The organism is Halomicrobium sp. HArcht1-1 (assembly GCF_058933285.1).
Genome location: NZ_JBZYDL010000001.1, coordinates 737060 through 755423 on the forward strand (window position 1 = coordinate 737060; position 18364 = coordinate 755423).

Annotated in this window: 16 protein-coding genes; 6 read left to right on the forward strand and 10 right to left on the reverse strand. The window is 66.7% G+C overall.

The features are described 5' to 3' along the window. Positions 1-38: 38 nt before the first annotated feature. Together AC5FRZ_RS03985 and AC5FRZ_RS03990 are read left to right on the forward strand one after the other, a co-directional pair. Positions 39-1052 (forward strand): N-acetyltransferase DgcN family protein, encoded by a 1014-nt coding sequence (locus tag AC5FRZ_RS03985; protein ID WP_170093511.1) that lies wholly within the window; start codon positions 39-41, stop codon positions 1050-1052. Then, on the forward strand, positions 1049-2077 hold the full coding sequence (locus tag AC5FRZ_RS03990; RefSeq protein ID WP_493563921.1) for a dipeptide epimerase: 1029 nt from the start codon (positions 1049-1051) through the stop codon (positions 2075-2077). The genes AC5FRZ_RS03985 and AC5FRZ_RS03990 overlap by 4 nt, the downstream gene beginning before the upstream one ends. 151 nt (positions 2078-2228) lie before the next feature. On the opposite strand, the gene AC5FRZ_RS03995 is transcribed toward AC5FRZ_RS03990, so the two are convergent. The 6 genes from AC5FRZ_RS03995 to AC5FRZ_RS04020 form a co-directional block, all read right to left on the reverse strand. Next, positions 2229-3938 carry a glutamate-cysteine ligase family protein gene (locus tag AC5FRZ_RS03995; protein WP_493563922.1) on the reverse strand — a complete coding sequence of 570 codons (1710 nt, stop codon included), beginning with the start codon at positions 3936-3938 and terminating at the stop codon, positions 2229-2231. A 139-nt stretch (positions 3939-4077) separates the two neighbouring features. Next, entirely contained in the window at positions 4078-4590 is a 513-nt protein-coding gene (locus AC5FRZ_RS04000) for a gamma carbonic anhydrase family protein (protein WP_018256424.1), read from the reverse strand. Between the two features lie 291 nt (positions 4591-4881). Beyond that, positions 4882-6027 carry a signal peptidase I gene (locus AC5FRZ_RS04005; protein WP_493563923.1) on the reverse strand — a complete coding sequence of 382 codons (1146 nt, stop codon included), beginning with the start codon at positions 6025-6027 and terminating at the stop codon, positions 4882-4884. Between the two features lie 42 nt (positions 6028-6069). Continuing rightward, complete coding sequence (locus AC5FRZ_RS04010) at positions 6070-6957, reverse strand: hypothetical protein (RefSeq protein WP_170093518.1); 888 nt, start codon at positions 6955-6957, stop codon at positions 6070-6072. 55 nt (positions 6958-7012) lie between these two features. Continuing rightward, positions 7013-8641, reverse strand: a complete 1629-nt coding sequence (locus tag AC5FRZ_RS04015) for a DUF7407 domain-containing protein (RefSeq protein WP_493563924.1) — start codon at positions 8639-8641, stop codon at positions 7013-7015. A 91-nt stretch (positions 8642-8732) separates the two neighbouring features. Further along, positions 8733-9302, reverse strand: coding sequence for a hypothetical protein (locus AC5FRZ_RS04020; RefSeq protein WP_372479589.1), 570 nt, complete (start codon positions 9300-9302; stop codon positions 8733-8735). 258 nt (positions 9303-9560) lie between these two features. Here AC5FRZ_RS04020 and AC5FRZ_RS04025 point away from each other — a divergent pair, with 258 nt between their 5' ends. Continuing rightward, complete coding sequence (locus AC5FRZ_RS04025) at positions 9561-10727, forward strand: DUF5305 domain-containing protein (RefSeq protein ID WP_372479588.1); 1167 nt, start codon at positions 9561-9563, stop codon at positions 10725-10727. A gap of 21 nt (positions 10728-10748) precedes the next feature. Here AC5FRZ_RS04025 and AC5FRZ_RS04030 read toward each other — a convergent pair whose 3' ends face one another. Continuing rightward, positions 10749-11606: an RICIN domain-containing protein gene (locus tag AC5FRZ_RS04030; protein WP_493563925.1), complete on the reverse strand. Its 858-nt coding sequence runs from the start codon at positions 11604-11606 to the stop codon at positions 10749-10751. A gap of 147 nt (positions 11607-11753) precedes the next feature. Continuing rightward, complete coding sequence (locus AC5FRZ_RS04035; RefSeq protein WP_153552513.1) at positions 11754-12191, reverse strand: universal stress protein; 438 nt, start codon at positions 12189-12191, stop codon at positions 11754-11756. A gap of 299 nt (positions 12192-12490) precedes the next feature. On the opposite strand from AC5FRZ_RS04035, the gene AC5FRZ_RS04040 reads away from it, so the two are divergent. Together AC5FRZ_RS04040 and thrS are read left to right on the forward strand one after the other, a co-directional pair. Continuing rightward, positions 12491-13561, forward strand: a complete 1071-nt coding sequence (locus AC5FRZ_RS04040; protein ID WP_346775229.1) for an archaellin/type IV pilin N-terminal domain-containing protein — start codon at positions 12491-12493, stop codon at positions 13559-13561. Between the two features lie 60 nt (positions 13562-13621). After that, on the forward strand, positions 13622-15544 hold the full coding sequence (gene thrS / locus AC5FRZ_RS04045) for a threonine--tRNA ligase (protein WP_493563926.1): 1923 nt from the start codon (positions 13622-13624) through the stop codon (positions 15542-15544). On the opposite strand, the gene AC5FRZ_RS04050 is transcribed toward thrS, so the two are convergent. Both AC5FRZ_RS04050 and AC5FRZ_RS04055 read right to left on the reverse strand, forming a co-directional pair. Then, positions 15545-16576, reverse strand: coding sequence for a DUF7972 family membrane protein (locus AC5FRZ_RS04050; RefSeq protein ID WP_493563927.1), 1032 nt, complete (start codon positions 16574-16576; stop codon positions 15545-15547). A gap of 168 nt (positions 16577-16744) precedes the next feature. Then, on the reverse strand, positions 16745-17608 hold the full coding sequence (locus AC5FRZ_RS04055; RefSeq protein ID WP_170093525.1) for a PspA/IM30 family protein: 864 nt from the start codon (positions 17606-17608) through the stop codon (positions 16745-16747). Between the two features lie 59 nt (positions 17609-17667). Between AC5FRZ_RS04055 and AC5FRZ_RS04060 the strand changes: the two genes are divergently transcribed. Continuing rightward, a complete protein-coding gene (locus AC5FRZ_RS04060; RefSeq protein WP_493563928.1) occupies positions 17668-18252 on the forward strand; it encodes an alpha/beta hydrolase in 585 nt (194 codons plus the stop codon). The last annotated feature ends 112 nt before the right edge of the window (positions 18253-18364 follow it).

Consider the following 18364-nt stretch of genomic DNA (forward strand, 5'->3'; position numbering starts at 1 on the left):
GGCGAGGTTTTACTCGGTGGGCGTGCGAGGTTCGACCTATGGACATCGCACTGCTCGCTCACGGACAGTTCCCCGGCCGGGCGAAGACGGCCGTTGGCGTGTTGCGCTACGGCGACCAGAACGTGCGGGCGGTGATCGACCGCGACACCGCTGGCGACCGCGTGAACGACCACGTGGCCGACGGACAGGACGCGCCGATCGTCGAGAGCATGGACGACGTGCCGGCAGTCGACGCGCTGGTGATCGGGATCGCACCGATCGGCGGCGGGTTCGTCGAGTCGTGGCGGCCGGACGTTCGGACGGCGATCGAACGCGGCTGTGACGTGATCGCCGGGCTCCACACCTTTCTGACCGACGACCCGGAGTTTTCGACGCTGGCCGAACAGTACGACTGCGAACTGCGCGATCTGCGCGATCCGCCCGACGACCTGTCGGTCGCCGACGGGACCGCCGGAGCGGTCGACGCCGACGTGGTGCTGACCGTCGGCACCGACTGCTCGTCGGGGAAGATGACCGCCAGCTACGAGCTTCGCGACGCCGCCAGAGCGCGGGGGATCGACGCCGCAGTCGTCCCGACCGGACAGACCGGCGTCCTGATCGAAGGGTGGGGGATCGTCGTCGACCGAGTGATCGCCGACTTCGCCGCCGGTGCCGTCGAGCGACTCGTCGAGGCGGCGGCCGAGGATCACGACCTGCTGATCGTCGAGGGACAGGGGGCTCTGGCACACCCCGCGTACTCCGGCGTGACGACGAGCATCCTCCACGGCGCACGACCGGACCGGCTCGTGCTCTGTCACGTCGCGGGCCGGACCGCGGTCAACGGGTACGAGGACACCGCGATTCCGCCGGTCGCGGAGTACGCCAGCCTCTACGAGTCGGTCGCTGCCCCGGTCGCGGACGCGCCCGTCGTCGCCGGCACGCTCAACACGCAGTCGTTGCACCCCGAGGCCGCCGATCGGGCTGTCTCGACGTACGCCGACGAGCTGGGCGTTCCCGCGACGGATCCCGTCCGGTTCGGCGTCGACGAGGACCTCCTGGCGGTGGTGACGTGAGGCTCTCGTTCCAGCGCCACGAGCTGCCGACAGACGATCCGTTCGGGATCGCGCGTGGCACGACGACCACCGCAGCCGTCGTGACGGTCGAAATAACACACGAAGGCACTACCGGCGTCGGTGGGGCAGCGCCCAGCGAGTACTACGGCGAGACGGCGGACTCGGTCTGTGAGGCCCTCGAAGACCTCCGGCCGGTCGTCGAAGCGTGGGACGATCCCCACGCGAGCCAGCGCGTCGCGAACACGCTCGCGACCCGGCTTCCCGACGCCGCCGCGGTCCGGGCGGCCGTCTCGACGGCGCTCGCGGACCTGGCGGCGCGGGACCTCGGCGTCCCCTGCTATCGGCAGTGGGGGCTCGATCCGGCGGCGGCCCCCCGAACCTCGTACACGGTCGCCATCGCCGATCCCGAGACGATGGCCGAGCGCGCCGAGCGCGCGGTCGAGGCCGGGTACGACACGCTGAAAGTGAAGGTCGGGACCGACGACGACCGGAGTCGCATTCGAGCGGTCCGGCGCGGCGCACCCGACGCGACGCTGCGAGTCGACGCCAACTGCGCGTGGAGCCCCGCAGACGCTATCGAGCAGGCCGACTGGCTGTCCCGGCGTGACGTGCAGTTCCTCGAACAGCCAGTAGCGGCCGACGATCTGGACGGTCTGGCACGGGTCGCCAGCGCCACGTCGCTGCCGGTCTGTGCCGACGAGAGCTGTGTCGCCGCCCCGGACGTGCCACGCGTGGCCGACGCCTGCGACCTCGTGACGGTGAAACTGATGAAGTGTGGCGGCGTCCGTCCCGCAGTCGAACAGATCCACGCCGCACACGCACACGGGCTCGACGTGCTGCTCGGCTGTATGCTCGAATCGAACGCGTCGATCGCGCCGGCCTGGCACCTCGCGCCGCTCGTCGAGTACGCGGACCTCGACGGAGCGGCCCTCCTGTCGACGGACCCGTACACTGGCGTTCCCCTCGATGGCGGACGCGCAGACCTCGAGAGCGTCACGCGGGGGACCGGCGCTCGTCGGTGCTGATACTGCCGGCTGTAACTTCGTGAGGATCTTCGCCACCCCGGGGTGGCGAAATCGCTCACAGATTTACAGCCGGTAGTATGAGTACGAGCGGCCGGGCCGTCGATCCGTGAAACGGACGCCGTCGGCAGACGGCAAACAGTGTCGCTCGACCTCACAGCCAGTCGGCGAACGTGTCGTGCTCGCGGCTCAGCTCGTAGTAGTCGCGCTGAGCCTCACAGATCGCGTCGGGCAGGTCGTGTTCCGAGAGGTACTCGCCGACCCGGTCGAGCTTCCACTGGCTCGGCGTGGTCCCGAGTGCCCGTCGTCGCTCGATCGGTGCCAGCATCTCGTCGATCTGGCTCTCGGGCACGTCCTGACTCGCCAGCCCCCGCCGGGCGTATTCGAACACCTCGTCGTAGATCGCGTCGTGGTCGGTCGTGCGCTGGCCGTCGGCGGTCACCCAGGCGAGGTCGGCGTCCGGTCCCTCGCGGGCGGCGCTGTAGAAGCTCGCTTCTGCGTCCTGCCAGGGGAGTTCCGCGAGCGGATGGTCGGCGACGACCAGCCCGCGGAGCAGGCCGGCCGTCAGGACCTGGACGGCGATCGTGTCAGCGACCGTCGGCTGGGTGGGGATCGGCCGGTACTCGATGCGCAGGGACCGCTCGTCACCGGCTCCGTCGACGGGATCGCCCCCGATCACGCAGCGCAGCCACCGCCAGTAGGTCCCCCGCTTGTGGTCGAATTCCCAGTAGGTGTCGTGGAGTCCGCTCCGAGTGCCGTCCTCGATCCACTCCCGGAGGAACGGGGCGAACAGGTCGTCCTCGACGACGCGGTCGACGACCTCGGTCGTCGTCTCGATGTCGCTGGGGACTCGTACCTTGGGGTTCTCGCTGGTGTTGACCGACTGCTCGAAGGCGGCGATCCGGAGCTCGTGGTGGGTGTCTTCCAGCAGCGCCCGCGGGTCCTCGACCGCGTCGTACATGTCCGCTGGCAGGAGCGGCGAGTTCGCCGTCAGCGCGACCATCGGCCCCAGCGTCCGGATCGCCGCGTTGTAGTAGGCCGGGAACGCGTCGCTGTCGGGGATCTGGAGGTGTGGCTGGATCGAGGCGGTCAGGGACTCGAAGAGGATCGTCGGGAACGAGTGACTCGCGCCGGGCACCGAGAAGTCGATCTCGCCCCCAGCGTGGCCCAGCGCCTCGTTGTCCAGCGCCACGTAGCGGGGATCCTGTCGCATGTTCTCGGCGAAGACGAAGCCGTCGCGTTCCTCGACGTCCGAGAGGTACGACACGCTCCCCGCCGCCGGCGGGATCGTCCACATCGCGTCCAGCACGAGTTCGCGGTTCTCCTCGCGGGCCGCGTCGCGGGCCTTCTTGATGCGCATCTCGGTGGAGGTCGTCTGGACCGCCAGCCCGGTCGGGCCGAGCACGTCGGGATCGGTGTTGATCTCCGCGTTGTGGACGCCCAGTTCCTTGGCTGCAGCGGTCCCGAAGATCGACTCCGGAAGCTCGGCGAGTCGCCCCTCCCAGTCGGCAGGGTCCATGTAGGGCTCGTCGGCCCCGTCGTCCTCGTCGGAGTCGAACGAATCGTCGGCAGCGTCCGCCGCCGGTTCGAGTGAACCCAGATCACCGCCGCTGCCACCGCTCAGGTCGGCGTCGAGTGTCGCCTCGTCGGGTTCGTCCTCGCCGTCGTCGTCCGTGGCGGGTTCCGGCTCGGCGTCGATCGCGTACACCTCGACTTCGAGTCCGACTGCGAAGTCCTCGTTGTCGAAGGTGCCCGCCTCGATCGCGTCGCGCAGTTGGTCGGCCTGCTCGGCGATCCGTTCACGAAACTCCGCGTCGCTCTCCCCCGACAGCGACCGTCTCACCAGGTCGACCACGTCGTCCATGGCAGTGGTATGCGCGACCGGGGGAATTAGTGTTGTGTCTCTTTGGTCCGGTCAGAGTGCCGAGACACCGGGCTCGCGACGGCGAACGACTCGTGGACTCGCCGTCGGACCGATTCGTGCTCTTCCCGACCGCCCCACGCTACTCGAACAGTTCCTCGTGGCGGGCCGCGAGGTTGGCGTAGTCGCCCGACGAGAAGGCTTCGAACACGGCTTCGGGATCGATGGTCGTCTCGGACAGCGGCGTCACGGAGGCGGGGCTCCCACGGACGAACGAGTCCGGGGGCACGTCGTATCCCGGCGGCACGACCGTCCCCATCGCGACGATGGAGCCGGAGCCGATCGTCGCCTCGCTGACCGTCGAGTTGAACCCGACGAGCGCGCCGTCCTCGACGGTCGCGTCGTTGAGCACGGCCCCGTGTCCGACCATCACGTTCTCGCCGACCGTCGAGGCGTGGAGCGTAGCGTTGTCGCCGATGGCGCTCTCTCGTCCCACCTCGACTGGCCCCACGTCTCCCCGGAGGACGACGCCGGGCCAGACGTTCGCGTTGGCCTCGATCCGCACGTCGCCGACGACGGTCGCGTCGCTGCTGACGTGTGCGTAGCCGTTGATCGTCGGCGTCTCCCCTTCGAACGAGTACTCGCGACTGTCCATACACAGTGTAGGGTGGCAGTCGGCAAAAAGTGTCGGTCGAACTATACGGCCGTCGGCGACGGGTGAGACGCCTACCGACACGCGACGACGACGCCCAGTAGCTGCGCACACTGCCGGTCTCTGGCCGCACTGAGCGACGGTGCCAGCGTGAGGACGTTCGTGCCGGGTGTGGCGGTCATGTACCGTCTCCCGCAGCGCCGAGCTGGCGATCCCACGGTGTGGGTGTCTGGACTGGCATTCAGCACAACGTCGGCCCAGCGAGACATATAGCTACGGGCTGGCACTCGGCCGTCAGTCCAAACGACGGCGGACTCTGGTTCCCAGTGACGCGTTCCCGCCCTCACGGACCCTGACGGTCCGGAACCCGACGACGCGACTCACCACGAGCGTCGTGACGCCCACCAGCACGGCGTTGACCGCGGCGAGTGCGAGCAGCGGGTGTCGCTCGTGGAGCGCGGCGACGACCGGGGCGGGCAGCACGTGGAGATAGCGATACTCCGTCACCGACAGGACGGTCTGCTCGCCCGGCTCGGGTGCGGTCGCCGACACCGACAGCGTCGCGGCCTGTCCGGGCCCTACGGTCAGTTGCTCGTCGAGGACGCTGGTGCCGGCACTCTCGCCCTCGAACACGAGCACGATCGGGACCAGTCCGTAGTTGTCGACACCGATCTCCCAGGTCGCGTCGTCGCCGGGGACGATGTCCGGGCTCTGGGCGACGGTGTCGCCGTCGACGACCAGCTCCTGCGTGCCGTTGCCCACGAGCATGGCGGCGTTGGCCGGGACCAGCACTGCGAGCACCAGCAGTATCGTCGCGGTCCGCGCGTTCAGCAGTCCGGGTCGATCACGCGACCGCTCGGTGCTGCGCTTGCGGTCGTCATCCACCACGAGCGTGAGGGCGAACAGCACGAACCCCACCGCAAAGAGGACGACGCCCGAACCCTGTCGGTCCAGCGAGTCGCCGAACCCGACGAGCTGTGCGAAACTGGACTGCAACGCGAGGACGCCCTCCTGGACCGCACCGATCCCCACGCCGAGCGCCGGGATGACGACGACCGTGCCGTCGATCTGGAGCGCGTGGGCGACGATCTGGTCGTCGGTCACCGGCGGCTCGGGGCCGTCCTGGTCGGTAAAGGGATTGGCGTCGCCCTTCGTGATGTATCCCTCGTCGGTCTCGCCGACGACGCGGTGGGTGGTCAGTCCACCGCCCTGGAGCTCTCGGGCCTCGTAGACGACGACGTCGCCTTCGTCGACGCTCCCGGCGAGCACCGACGGGACCGCGACGAAGCCGTCGCCGGTGTCGATCGTCGGTTCCATGCTCCCCGTCTCGACGTACGAAAACAGGATCGGCTGGCCGAGGATCGCCCCGAGCACCAGTGCCGCGACGGCGACGATCGCGGCCACTTCGAGCACGGTCCCGACGGTCGCGCGAACTGACACGGGGCGACGTAGACGCCCGAGCGACAAAAGCGTTCTCGGCCGTCAGATCGGTGTTTCCTCGCCCGGCAACTGGGCCCCGACCTCGACGGTCGTGTACGTCGCGATGAACCCCAGCGCGTACCCCAGCAGGTGAACGTAGACGTTGACCACGGTCGCCCCCGTCGCCGTCGTCGGCGGGAAGGCGACGAAGAAAAACGAGACGAAGACGACGCCGGAAAAGCCCAGTAGCTCGGCGTTGCCCGGCCGGTAGGAGATCCCCCGGAGCTTCCGGACGACATCAGTCACACGATCCGGGGCCGAGAGCCAGTACAGCAGCGCCGCCAGAATCGCTGTCAGGATCAGTCCGGCAGTGCCCAGCCACACCGTCGCCCGATCTTGCTGGACCGACTGGACGCTCAGCCCCGCGACGAGTGCGATACCCAGGAAGAAGAGGGTCGGTGCGACCGTCTCACTGGGCCCGACGTCGGCGTGGGCTTCGAGGAAATCTGCCAGTGCCAGTGGGAGGTAGCCCACGAAGGCCATCGTCACTCCGGAGAAGCCGGTGCCGGCGGCCGGGCGAACGACCGCCAGATTGAGGTACGACAGCAAGACCGGGAACACCAGAACGAACGTGAAGAAAGCCGCGAAAAAGCGGCTCCGACGCCCGCTCGCGACGCTCAGCAGGTACGCTACCGGGACGACGAGGAAGTATCCCACGACGTTGACCGCGAGGTGGGACGTACTGAGGTGGACGAACGGCGCGGTCGCCGCCGTCAGCAACGTCGGGTCCGTGTACTCGAAGACCAGCGACTGCCGCGTCGACAGCGGCAGGAGAAAGACCAGCCCCAGCAGTATCGGAACCGAAAACAGAACCGCGATGTCGGTCGGGTGGAGGCCACTCCAGCGTGGCGTGATCCGATCAGACCTCTCGACGGGACTCCGATTGCGCATGACTCGCTCGATCGGAGATGCGCCCGTCTCACGCTTGAGCGTTCTCACCGAAGTATCAGAGATGAAAACTGGGGGCGGTCTCAGAGTCGGCCGTCTCGACGCGGAGGGTCGCGATCTCCTCGACGGCGTCGGCTTCGAGCACCAGCCGGACGGCGAGGGAACCACCGGCCGGAATCGCGTTGGGCGACGTATCGTCGTCGGGGAACTCGGTCACGTCGTCGCCGTCGGCGCTCTGGACGGTCACACCGTCCGTGACCGGCGCACCCTCCTCGTCGACGGCGACGACTCGCACGCTCGCGGCGCTGGCTGCGGTGTTTCTGATCGTAAACGCCGGATCGAGCGTCACGGTCTCGCCGTCGGGCACGTCGTAGCCGAGGATCGTGCGCTCGTCGTCGGTCTCGCTGACCGTGGCGGACCCGTCGCCGACGAGTTCCAGCGTCGGCGGGCTCTCGTCGGCGAGGACGACCACGAAGTCGGCGTCGTCGGACCGCCACAGGACGAACAGTACCAGACCGGCGGCGAGCAGGACCAGCCCGCCGAGCAGCGCCGGGGCGAAGCCCCCGATCTCCAGTGGCGACTGACTCTGCTCGTCGACCGTGACGGTCACCGACTCGTTCTGGCCCTGAATCTCGTAGGACCCCGGCGCGTCGAAGGTGACTGTGCCGCTGACGGTCGTCCGTTCGCCCGGTTCGAGCGTCACCGTCTCGGACGCGATCGCGCCGCCACCGCCGCGAATCTCGATCGTCCTCGTCGCGGTGTCGGTCCCGCGGTTCTCGACGGTCGCCGTCACTGTGACCGTCTCGCCGACGGTCGGCGACTCGGGGTCGGTCGTCAGTCCGACCACTTCGATCCCCGCCATCGACGCGTCTGTCGGCTGGCCGCCGCCACCGACCTCGGTCTGGGTCGGCGTGGGTGTCGCGGTTCCGGGAGTGGCGGTGCCGTCGTCCGTCGGCGTCGCGGTGTCGCCCGTCGTGCCGCCGCCGGTCGAGCCACCCGTCGAGCCGCTGCCCGTGCCGCCGCCTGTGCCGCTGCCCGCGGTGTCGGTCGTCGTCGCGGTGTCGGTCGCGTTGTCGCCAGGGGTCTCGGTGGATGTCGGAGTATCCGTCGGCGTCTCGGTCGCGGCTGGCGGTCCGCCGGTGTCGCCACCACCCGTTCCGCCGCCGGTGTCGCCGCCGCCCGTTCCGCCGCCGGTGTCGCCGCCGCCCGTTCCGCCGCCCGTTCCGCCCTCGCTGGTCTCGTCGGGGATCGCTCCCCGGAGCGTGATCGACTCCATGACGATGCCGGGGGTCCCACTCTCGACGGCGAACCCGATGCGTACGGACTCGCCGTCGGTGAGCGTCACCGGATCGGTCTCGTCTTCGACGGACGCGCCGGTGTCCATCCGGTAAAAGTCGACGGCGGAACGGTCGTCTTCGATCCAGACGCTGGCCTCCGCCAGATCGGTGCCGAGGACGAACACGTCGTCGACGACGGTCCGCGAGTCCGGATTCAGGTTCGATATCTCGACGCGAAGCTGCCCGTCCGGTCCGATCTCGGCGTACTGCTCTCCGTTGGCCGTGTCGGCGGGATCGAGGTAGACGCCACGGACGGCCTCGTCACCGGTCGTGAACGCACCAGTGGTCGTGGCGATGGCGAAAGCACCGACTACCAGGAGTGCGAGGAACAGCGACCGATGAGTGTCCATCTCGTTACCTTACCATTCGTCGAGTTCGTTTTGCCGTCGGCTGGGCAGTCGCTACGGCCTTATCGTCTGGCTGTCTGACGAGAGACCGAGCTTAGTTCTCGTTCGCGACGATCACGAGCGATCCGTTTCCGTCGGTGTCGGGGGAGTCCGGCACTTCTTTGCCAGCCTTGACGGTCGCTTTGAGGTCGAGCGAGTCTCCGCTGGAGCCCCCGGATCCGCCCGTCAGTGGGTTCTGTGCGCTATCGAGTTCGAAAGTCACGATCGCGTCGAGATCGCCGACGGTACCGATGCCGATCGTCGCGCTGTCACTGGGAGTACTGCCCGAGGGTCCGTTCAGCTGGATGTCCACGTCGGTCGTGGAGTTGTTCGTGATCGTGACGACGGAGTCGATGATCGTCGTCGCGTCGTCGTTCAGTCCCTCTGCACTACCACCAGTATTCGTACCGAGTGCTTCACCGATGTTGATGGTCAGCGTGTCGGTGTTGTCGTTCGTGACGTAGGTGCCGTCCCCTTCGAGACCGATCAGACCGTTCGCGTCACCGACGGTGGTGACTTCGACCGTTCGGTCCGCCTGGACCTGTGTCAGGGCACCGCTGCCCAGGACTGCGCCGCTTCCAACTGCTGCTGTGCCAATGCCGATGAGTAGGTTCCGTCGATTCATGATTCACTCGACCACCCACCAAGGTGGTTACCATAACATGTTTGCCCACTCATAAATAACTTGTGCGTCTATCGCGTCCCGAAACGGAAATATCGGACGATTCATACGGTCTATTGCGTGTTTGTCGTTGCCACACCCTCAGTACGACGGCGTCGGATCACTGTTGGCGATGTGATATGGCGGTCGACCGGACGGCCCCGAATACGATCGCCGTTCCGACCGTCACGTCTTTGGTAGTGGCCCAGACAGTAGCGTGCAATGGGAACGGGCGACGATTCGGCGTGGGTACTGCGTTCGCGCCACCTGCTCGCACAGCACCTCGCGGTCGCGGTGGTCGTCTGCCTGGTGCTGGCCGGGGCCGGTGGGTTCGTCGCTTACGCCGAGTACAGTGCGCCCGATACGACGACCGAGCAACGCGTCACCGCCTCGTGGACGACCGACAGCTCGTTCGCCCACCAGGCCACCGTCGAGCGCTCGACGCGGGCCTTCGAGGCGGGCACGGTCCTCCGGAACCGATCGGCGTACCTGTTCCGCGTGACGCCGGCACTGGCCGGCGAGCACCGCTTCCGGCACGAGGGCGCTCCCGAGGCGGCGACCGTCGCGACGGACGTGCGACTGATCAAACGCTCGATCGGCGGAACCGGCGACGACCGGACCGAGTTCTGGCGCGTCACCGACTCGCTGGCCTCGAAGGAGACGACGGTCGCACCCGGCGAGAGCGCACGTACGAGCTTTCGAGTGAACGTCTCCCAGCAGCGCAACGAGACCAGAGAGATCGAGCGCGAACTCGGCGGGACGCCAGGGCGCATCGAGCTGTTCGTCCTCGTCACGACGCGGGTGACGACCACCGTCGACGGGGAGCAACTGGAACGGAGCCGGACCGAGCGACTGACGATCCGGCCCGGTACCGCCACGTACGCGGTCGCGGCGAACACGACCGGACGACAGGAGGAACCGGTTCGGACCGAGACTGTCTCCGTCCCCGTCGAGAAGAACACTGCCCGGATCTACGGCGGCGCGGCCTTCGCGGTCCTCTCGCTGCTCGCCGCGGCGGGACTGGTCTTCGCCGACCGTCGCGGTCGGCTGGCCGTCCCACCCGAAACGGTGGCCGCCTTGCAGACCGAACGGACGCGCGACCGCTTCGACGAGTGGATCTCGGTCGGGCGCGTCCCCGAACCGGACGACGACGAGCGCGTCGTCACCGTCGACTCGCTGGCGGATCTGGTCGACGTGGCGATCGACAGCGATCGTCGCGTGATCGAGGACGGCGACGACGGCCGGTTCGTGGTGCTCGTCGATCGGGTGCGGTACTGCTACGAGCCCCGAGCCCCGACGATCGACTCGACGGATTCGGTGGGCGACGGCTCGAACGGGGCGACCGACGCCGTCGGCGAAGACGACCCGACAGGAGACGACGACAACTGAGCCGCCACGCCGTCTCCGGTGTCACACCTGCGCTATCTTCCAGAACTGATTTTTGACGCTCGGATTCGATCCCTTCCAGGGCCACTGGATCGCCGCCGCGCCCGATTCGGTATCACCGCCATCGATGTCGATGACGTATCCGCTCCCCTGGTTTTCGATCCGATACCGATCTGGTGCGTTCGGTATCGGCACGACGTTCCAGCGCTGGTATTCCGTTCCGTCTGGCGATTCGAGTATCAGTGGAGACCCGCTGCTGTCGCGGTTCTCCGGCGCGATAACGCCGTCACGCCAATAGTGCTCTATCGTGTACGCACAGCCGTCGTCGGTCGGGGTAAGTATCCACGAAATCGAGTACCCGACTTGCTCGACTCTGCCATCTCCCCACCAGCCAGAGTCGTACCCCAAATACAGACCAGAGTGGACCGGTGAGAGCCGGTACTGTCCTTCACTGAGCGGTGGCGTCGTCACCCGTCGCGTCAGATCGATTTCCGTGCCTGGTCCCGTCGCGCTAATTCGCACCTCGTCGGCGGTGCCACTGGCCGGAGCGAACTGCACTTCGACGGTGTTGCCGGGCCCCGGCGGCAGCGGGAACTGGACGCGCTTGCGCCGCCGTTCCGTTCGCGGATGCAACACGTCGATAGCGTCGGTCTCGATTTCGACGACGAACTGGTCCTGGCCGTTGTTCGTCAGCGAGAACCCGCCACCACATCCCGACGTACCCTCGATACCCAGTAACGCGTCGGCGTCGGAAACGACGTCGACGGACGCCTGTCGATTCGCCGTGGACTTCGTCAGCCCGAGCGTCTGTCCCGCGAGGAGAGCGCCACCGCTCCCCATGAGGGCCAGCGCACCGCGACGCGTGAGCGTTCGCCTGTCCACCACCAGTCACCACCGAAATATACGGTTGGTAACAGGAACTTACCGAGGGGGAAACATTAACCTTGTTCTCCATTCACCGGTCGATATCGCCCCGTACTGTTGGCTGTCACTTCGTGACGGTCCGGCACCTGCGGGTGGCGAAACCAGTCACTCGATGTTGACGACCAGTACCGGCACGTCGACGCCCTTCAAGACGCGTTCGGTGACGCTGCCAAGCGTGGCGACCCGATCGCGACCAGTCTGGCCGTGAGTCCCCATCGTGACCACGTCGACGTCGTTGTTCGTCGCGTACTTCTGAATCGTCTTGTGCGGGATCCCCTCCTCCATCGCGGTCTCGACCGTCACTCCGGCGTCCTCGGCGGTCACCGTCACGTCGTCGATCGCGACTTCGCCCTGTTCGCGCAGCGCCTCGATAACGTCGTCCTGGGTCTCCTTGTCGGCCGCGAGGAAGCGCCGACGGTCGACCACGTACAGGACGTGCAGCGTCGCGTCGTGGTTCCGGGCCAGTGTGAGCGCGTGGCCAACGGTGTCTTCGGTGCCCTTGCTTCCGTCGGTCGGCAGCAAAATGTCGTCGTACGTCTCCATCGTTCGCCCCTTCGTCGGCCTCCCCAATATGTGTGGTCCCGTCGTGGCGTCTGACTGATACTGCCGGCGTCGCTGTTTCGAGATAGCCGAGACCACGAGGTCCCAACATTCGTTACAGACGTACAGCCGACAGTGTGACTCGCCCGTTGACCTCTTTTCGCCCCTCGAACGTTCCTGAGAGCTTTAATAAATCAAACGCCATACTAAAAACAATGTAAAGAAGAACTTGGAGTGGGATTTCCACCGGAAATTACTTGTTGCGCTCCCTAAAATTGTGGCTATCACAAGGGTTGGTTTCGGTGGAATGGACACAGCCACGTCGTGGACGGTCGGTCTCGCCGGTGATCGGTGTCGCTCTGCTGGTCGTCATCGTCGTCGTGCTCGCCGCCGTCTCGGCAGTGACGTTCGTCTCGCTCGGTGAGAGCGGGGTCGACTCGGCGGCCGTACAGGGAATGGGGAGCTTCGACTTCCGGCAGGACGGCGACACGGGGAACGTGACGATCCAGCCCGACGCCGTCCGGTCACAGTCGGAGGCGTCCTTCCACCTTCGGATCAACGATCGAGACGTGTATCAGTGGAACGGTCACGACGCCGTCGAGTTGTCCTGCCTGATTCCGGGCGATTCGATCACCGTGATCAGCGTGACCGACAGCGGCCAGAGCTCGATCGTCCAGGAGTACGACTTCCGGTCGGCGACGGTCTGTCCGGAGATGACCTTCGAGGAGCGGTTCAAGTTCGCACGCGTCGGGCCGGACGAAGACGACATGCAGCGCGTCGAGGTGGGTGACGACGTGGCGTTCGGGCTGTCGATCGATCCCGACGGACCGGGGCCGGACAATCAAGGCGTCCCGGGACGAAGTCACCTGCCCGACGTGGGGAAGATCTCCCTGGCGAACGACTGGCACTACGTCCAGGCCTACACCGAGGGCCGCCCGGTCGAGGGACTGGAACCGCCGGTCTGGGTGTTCGTCCTGACCGACAACGTCCACTGGGACGGCGTTCCAGAGGGCAGCGGCAATCTCGGGAGTTGGAACTACGCCGACTGGAACTCCGACCCGGACAGCTTCGGCGATCCAGTCGATAAGACGTACGATCTCGAATCGGGACCAGAGGGCCGTGAGGTCGATCTGGCGGACGGTGTCCTCACCAACGATCCCGCAACCGAACCGACCAACGACATCTACGTCGTCTTCAAGCCAGACTGTCCGAAGAGCACGCTCAAGATCGTCGCACAGAGTGGGACCTACGAGAACGCGATCTATCTCAACGACGAGCAGATCGTCGAAAACACCGCCGACCTCGGCAACGACAACACCGACATCGAGCCGGCGCTCACCTTCGATGCACCCGGCGTCTGCCGGGACGACTGACCACGAGACCGGCCGCTCCGTCTCAATACACTTATCCCACCGTGTCGTTTTGTGCCGTCCATGAGCACGGTCACGGTCACGCTACCGGATGGCTCCCCCCTCGAACTCGAGGCCGGGGCCACCGTCGAGGACGCCGCCTACGAGATCGGCCCGGGTCTCGGCTCGGACACGGTCGCCGGCGTCGTCGACGGTGAGCTCGTCGACAAACACACCCCGCTGCCCGACGACGCAGCGCTCGAAATCGTCACAGACGGGGCCGACGAGTACGTCGACGTGCTTCGCCACTCGGCGGCACACGTCTTCGCACAGGCGCTCCAGCGACTGTACCCGGAGGCGGAGCTGACACTGGGACCGTGGACCGACGACGGCTTCTACTACGACGTGACCGGCGTCGACCTCGACGAAGACGACCTCGAAGACATCGAGGACGAGGCCCACGAGATCATCGCGGAGGACCTCGACATCGAACGCGTCATGCTCGACCGCGAAGAGGCGCTCGATCGCTACGAGGACAACGAGTACAAGCAGGAGATTCTGGAGACCGAAGCAGCGGGCGAGGACCCCGTCTCCTTCTACGAACAGGGCGAGTTCTACGACCTCTGTCAGGGACCCCACGTCGAGTCGACCGGCGAGATCGGCGGCTTCGCGCTGCTGGAGATGTCGGCCTCGTACTGGCGCGGCGACGAGGACAACGACACCCTCACGCGGGTGTACGGCACCGCGTTCCCGACCGAAGAGGAACTCGACGAGTACATGGAGCGCCGCCAGAAGGCCAAGGAACGCGACCACCGCAAGATCGGCCAGGAGATGGACCTGTTCTCCATCGACGAGACGACGGGTCCGGGACTCCCGCTGTACGAACCCAACGGGAAGACGGTCCTCAACGAACTCTCCGGGTACGTCGCGGATCTGAACCGCGAGGCCGGCTACGACGAGGTCGAGACGCCCCACGTCTTCCGCACCGAGCTGTGGAAGAAGTCGGGCCACTACGACAACTACGTCGACGACATGTTCCTGCTGGACGTCAACGACGAGGAGTACGGCCTCAAGCCGATGAACTGTCCCGGCCACGCGACGATCTTCGACCAGCAGTCCTGGTCGTATCGTGACCTGCCGATCCGCTACTTCGAGGACGGCAAGGTCTATCGCAAGGAGCAGCGCGGCGAACTGTCGGGGCTCTCGCGGACGTGGTCGTTCACGATCGACGACGGCCACCTGTTCGTCCGACCCGACCAGATCGAGGCGGAGGTCCTGTCGATCATGGACATCATCCTCGACATCCTGGACACGTTCTCGCTCGACTACACCGTCCAGTTCGCGACCCGCCCCGAGAAGTCCACCGGCAGCGACGAGATCTGGGAGAAGGCAGAGTCCCAGCTCGAAGCGGTGTTAGAGCAAGAGGGCATCGACTACGTCGTCGAGGAGGGCGACGGCGCGTTCTACGGCCCGAAGATCGACTTCGCCTTCGAGGACGCGCTGGGTCGCCACTGGGACGGCCCGACCGTCCAGCTGGACTTCAACATGCCCGACCGGTTCGACCTGACGTACACGGGCGAGGACAACGAGGACCACCGCCCGGTGATGATCCACCGCGCGCTCTATGGCAGCTACGAGCGGTTCTTCATGGTGCTCATCGAGCACTACAACGGGAAGTTCCCGCCGTGGCTCGCGCCCGAGCAGGTCCGCATCCTCCCCGTGTCGGACGACAACATCGACTACTGCGAGGAGATCGCGGCGGCACTCGACGACTTCCGCGTCGAGATCGAGGACCGCTCGTGGACGGTCGGCAAGAAGATCCAGGTCGCCCACGACGACAAGGTGCCCTACATGATGGTCATCGGCGACGACGAGGAAGCGGCTGGCACGATCTCCGTCCGGGACCGCAAGGAACGCGAGGAGAAAGACCTCGAACTGGCCGACTTCAAGCAGCACCTCGAACGCGAGGTCGAGCAGAAGCGCACCGCCGTCACGTACCTCGTGTAGTCACGCGTCTCCGTTTTCGTCGCCCCCGGAGTGGACGGTGTCTCTGAGGACGAGCGGACCGATCGACAGCGTCCGCTTCGCGACGGTGACGATCCGCAGGATGTAGGCCAGCAGGAGGACGAACGGGACCAGCGCGACCGTCGTCGCGGCGCTGACCAGCCAGACGACGCTGTCGACGCCGAGGACGCCTCCCTGCACGACGGCCGTCTGTCCGCCGTAGAGGATCATGCCGGCCGAGACGATCAGCGCCGGGATGGCAGCGTACGCGATCGCCCGCGAGAGCTCGATCAGTTCCCACTGAAAGTACAGCGTCTTGACGTGCTCGCGGGCCGGCCCGAAGAGCGTCAGCGTCTCGACGAGGTCGTCGAGCGTCTCGGCCGCGTCGTCGCCGGTCCCGTCGGCCGCCCTCAGCCGGCGTGCCTCGTAGATCTTGCTCGCGTAGTTGAAGTTCAGTGCGGCGAACACGACCTCGAAGGTACCGAACTGGGTGTCTTCGAGGTCGTCACCGACGGCGTCGGCGTCCGCGACGAGGTCGTCGGCGAACGAACGCAGTCGCTCGTCGCCGCTTCCCTCGGCTGCCGTCTGTAGTGTCGCGGCCTGGCGACCGACTGCCGCGACGAGCGATCGGAGAAAGCTCGCCGGATCCGGCGGACTCACGTCGCTGTCGATGACCGACTCGACCGACCGCCGGAACGACATGGCACCGTCCATCCGTTCCCGTTGGTCCCCCAGCGCTCCGAGTTCCTGTGACAGCACCAGCTGAGAGAGCGTCACGACGAGCGTGACGCCGGTGATGATCGCCGTCAGCAACCCCTGGAACAGCGTCTCGACCGGGTCCGAGCTACCGATGGCCGCCCGCAGGTCGGTCCCGACGACCTGACTCAGTCCCACGAGCGCGAGGAAGACCGACAGGAGCGCGAGCGCCGCCACCACGCGCCGATCCGCGCCGAGCAACAGCCAGAGCTTCCACCGGCTCTCGTCGGCCCGTTCTCGCATCGTCCCGGCACCGACGTCACTGTCGGCAGTTGGCATAGCTGCCCGTTCGAAGGCCACGCACTTATAGCACCGATCGGGGCGACGGACGAGACGGCGATCCGGTGGTTGGCGCTCGCAAACTGCTTATACGACCGGCTGTACATCTGTGACCGATTTCGCCACCCCGGGGTGGCGAAGCTCGTCACGAAGTGACAGCCGGCAGTATTAGGACTGTTCGTCCTCTTTGAGGTCTTCGAGCTCGCTCTCGACTTCGCTGTCGGAGACCTCGGGCGTCTCCACGTCGGCCTCGCCGTTGCCCGCCAGCTCGGCTTCGAGGTCGTCGGTCGTGACCTCGGCGTCTGCGCTCTCGTCGGTCGTCTCGTCGGCGTCGCCTTTGCCCATCTCGGCTTTCAGCGTGTCGAGTTCGGCGTCGACCTCGCCTTTCGACTGGACCTCTTCGAGTTCGCGGTCGAGCTGGTCTTTGTCGCTGAGCGCGTCCTCGAAGACGCCCTCGTCTTGGAGTTCGTCCATCGCCTGGGAGCGGGCCTCCATCTTCTCGGTGCGTTCCTCCGCGCGCTCGATCGCACGTCCCACGTCTTTCATCTCGTCGCCGGCTCCCGTCATCGCCTCGTTGACTCGCTTGGAGGCCTCGGCGGCCTCGTAGCGTGCCTTCATCGTCTCTTTCTTGGTCTTGAACTGCTCGATGCGCTGCTGGAGCTGGTCTTTCTGTTCGACGAGCCCCTCCTGCTGGCTCTGGAGTTGCTGGATCTGGCTGTCGAGCTCCTCGATCTGGCTCATCTTCTGCTTTTTCTTTTCGAGGGCCTTCCGGGCCAGATCCTCGCGATCCTGCTCGATCGCCTGCCGGGCCTGTTCGTTGTGGTTCTCGACGTTCTCTTCGAGTCTGCGTTTCTGGATCTCCAGGCGCTTTTTCTGGGTGGTCAGGTCGGCGATCCCTTCCTTCACGTCCTGGAGTTCGTCCCGCAGTTGCTCGTAGGAGTAGTCGAGCGTCTCGTTCGGGTCCTCGGCGCTGTTGAGGACGGCGTTCAGTTTCGACCGGATGACGTACGATGCGCGCGAGAGGATTCCCATACCCCGTCTTCGGGGGCCGCGCCTTAAAATTCTTACATCCATCTGCCCTGAGGTACAATGTGGAACGTATTCCGATTCCAGGTGGGCGTGACGTGCGGGCCGTCCTCGACGACCCGGGAGCGGACCGCGTCGTCGTCGCGTGTCCGCCCCACCCACAGATGGGCGGCTCTCGTAGCGACCGGCGCTTGCAGGCGGTCGGCGACGCGGTCGGCGAGCGAGGCGTGGCGTGTCTGCGCTTCGACTACGGGCCGTGGGACGAGGGCCGCGGCGAGCGCCGTGATTGTCTCGCGGCGCTGGAGTGGGCCCGCGAGCGGTTCGACTCGGTCGCGCTCTTTGGCTACAGCTTCGGCGCTGGCGTCGCGTTGCTCGCGGCGGCCGAGGCCGACCCACAGCCCGCCGCCGTCTCGGTGCTCGCACCGCCGGCACGACTGGACGACGGCACGGAGACCCCGCCGGCCGTCGGCGACATCGACTGCCCGCTCCAGGTGTGCTACGGCGAGCGCGACGACACCGTCGACTGGCGGCCGGTGGTCGACGCCGCCCGCGAGCGCGGGGCCGCTGTCGAAGGGCTGCCGGCGGACCACCACTTCGTGGGGCAGGGCGAGCGTGTGGGCTCGCTGGTCGCCCAGTTCGTGACGCGGTGATCGCGACGCGGCGATCGGGGTTTCCCGCGGACGACGCTGGTCCGTTCCGTGGGGCCGCTCGGCCCGACGGCCGCACGTCTGGGGGTGTGGTTCGGGTTCGCTAACCACGCCG

Coding starts and splice junctions, on each gene's coding strand:
- AC5FRZ_RS04015 (WP_493563924.1), bottom strand. CDS start 8,641: ATGGACACTCATCGGTCGCTGTTCCTCGCACTCCTGGTAGTCGGTGCT.
- AC5FRZ_RS04000 (WP_018256424.1), bottom strand. CDS start 4,590: ATGGACAGTCGCGAGTACTCGTTCGAAGGGGAGACGCCGACGATCAAC.
- AC5FRZ_RS04025 (WP_372479588.1), top strand. CDS start 9,561: ATGGGAACGGGCGACGATTCGGCGTGGGTACTGCGTTCGCGCCACCTG.
- AC5FRZ_RS03985 (WP_170093511.1), top strand. CDS start 39: ATGGACATCGCACTGCTCGCTCACGGACAGTTCCCCGGCCGGGCGAAG.
- AC5FRZ_RS04055 (WP_170093525.1), bottom strand. CDS start 17,608: ATGGGAATCCTCTCGCGCGCATCGTACGTCATCCGGTCGAAACTGAAC.
- AC5FRZ_RS04020 (WP_372479589.1), bottom strand. CDS start 9,302: ATGAATCGACGGAACCTACTCATCGGCATTGGCACAGCAGCAGTTGGA.
- AC5FRZ_RS04010 (WP_170093518.1), bottom strand. CDS start 6,957: ATGCGCAATCGGAGTCCCGTCGAGAGGTCTGATCGGATCACGCCACGC.
- AC5FRZ_RS04050 (WP_493563927.1), bottom strand. CDS start 16,576: ATGCCAACTGCCGACAGTGACGTCGGTGCCGGGACGATGCGAGAACGG.
- AC5FRZ_RS03995 (WP_493563922.1), bottom strand. CDS start 3,938: ATGGACGACGTGGTCGACCTGGTGAGACGGTCGCTGTCGGGGGAGAGC.
- AC5FRZ_RS04035 (WP_153552513.1), bottom strand. CDS start 12,191: ATGGAGACGTACGACGACATTTTGCTGCCGACCGACGGAAGCAAGGGC.
- thrS (WP_493563926.1), top strand. CDS start 13,622: ATGAGCACGGTCACGGTCACGCTACCGGATGGCTCCCCCCTCGAACTC.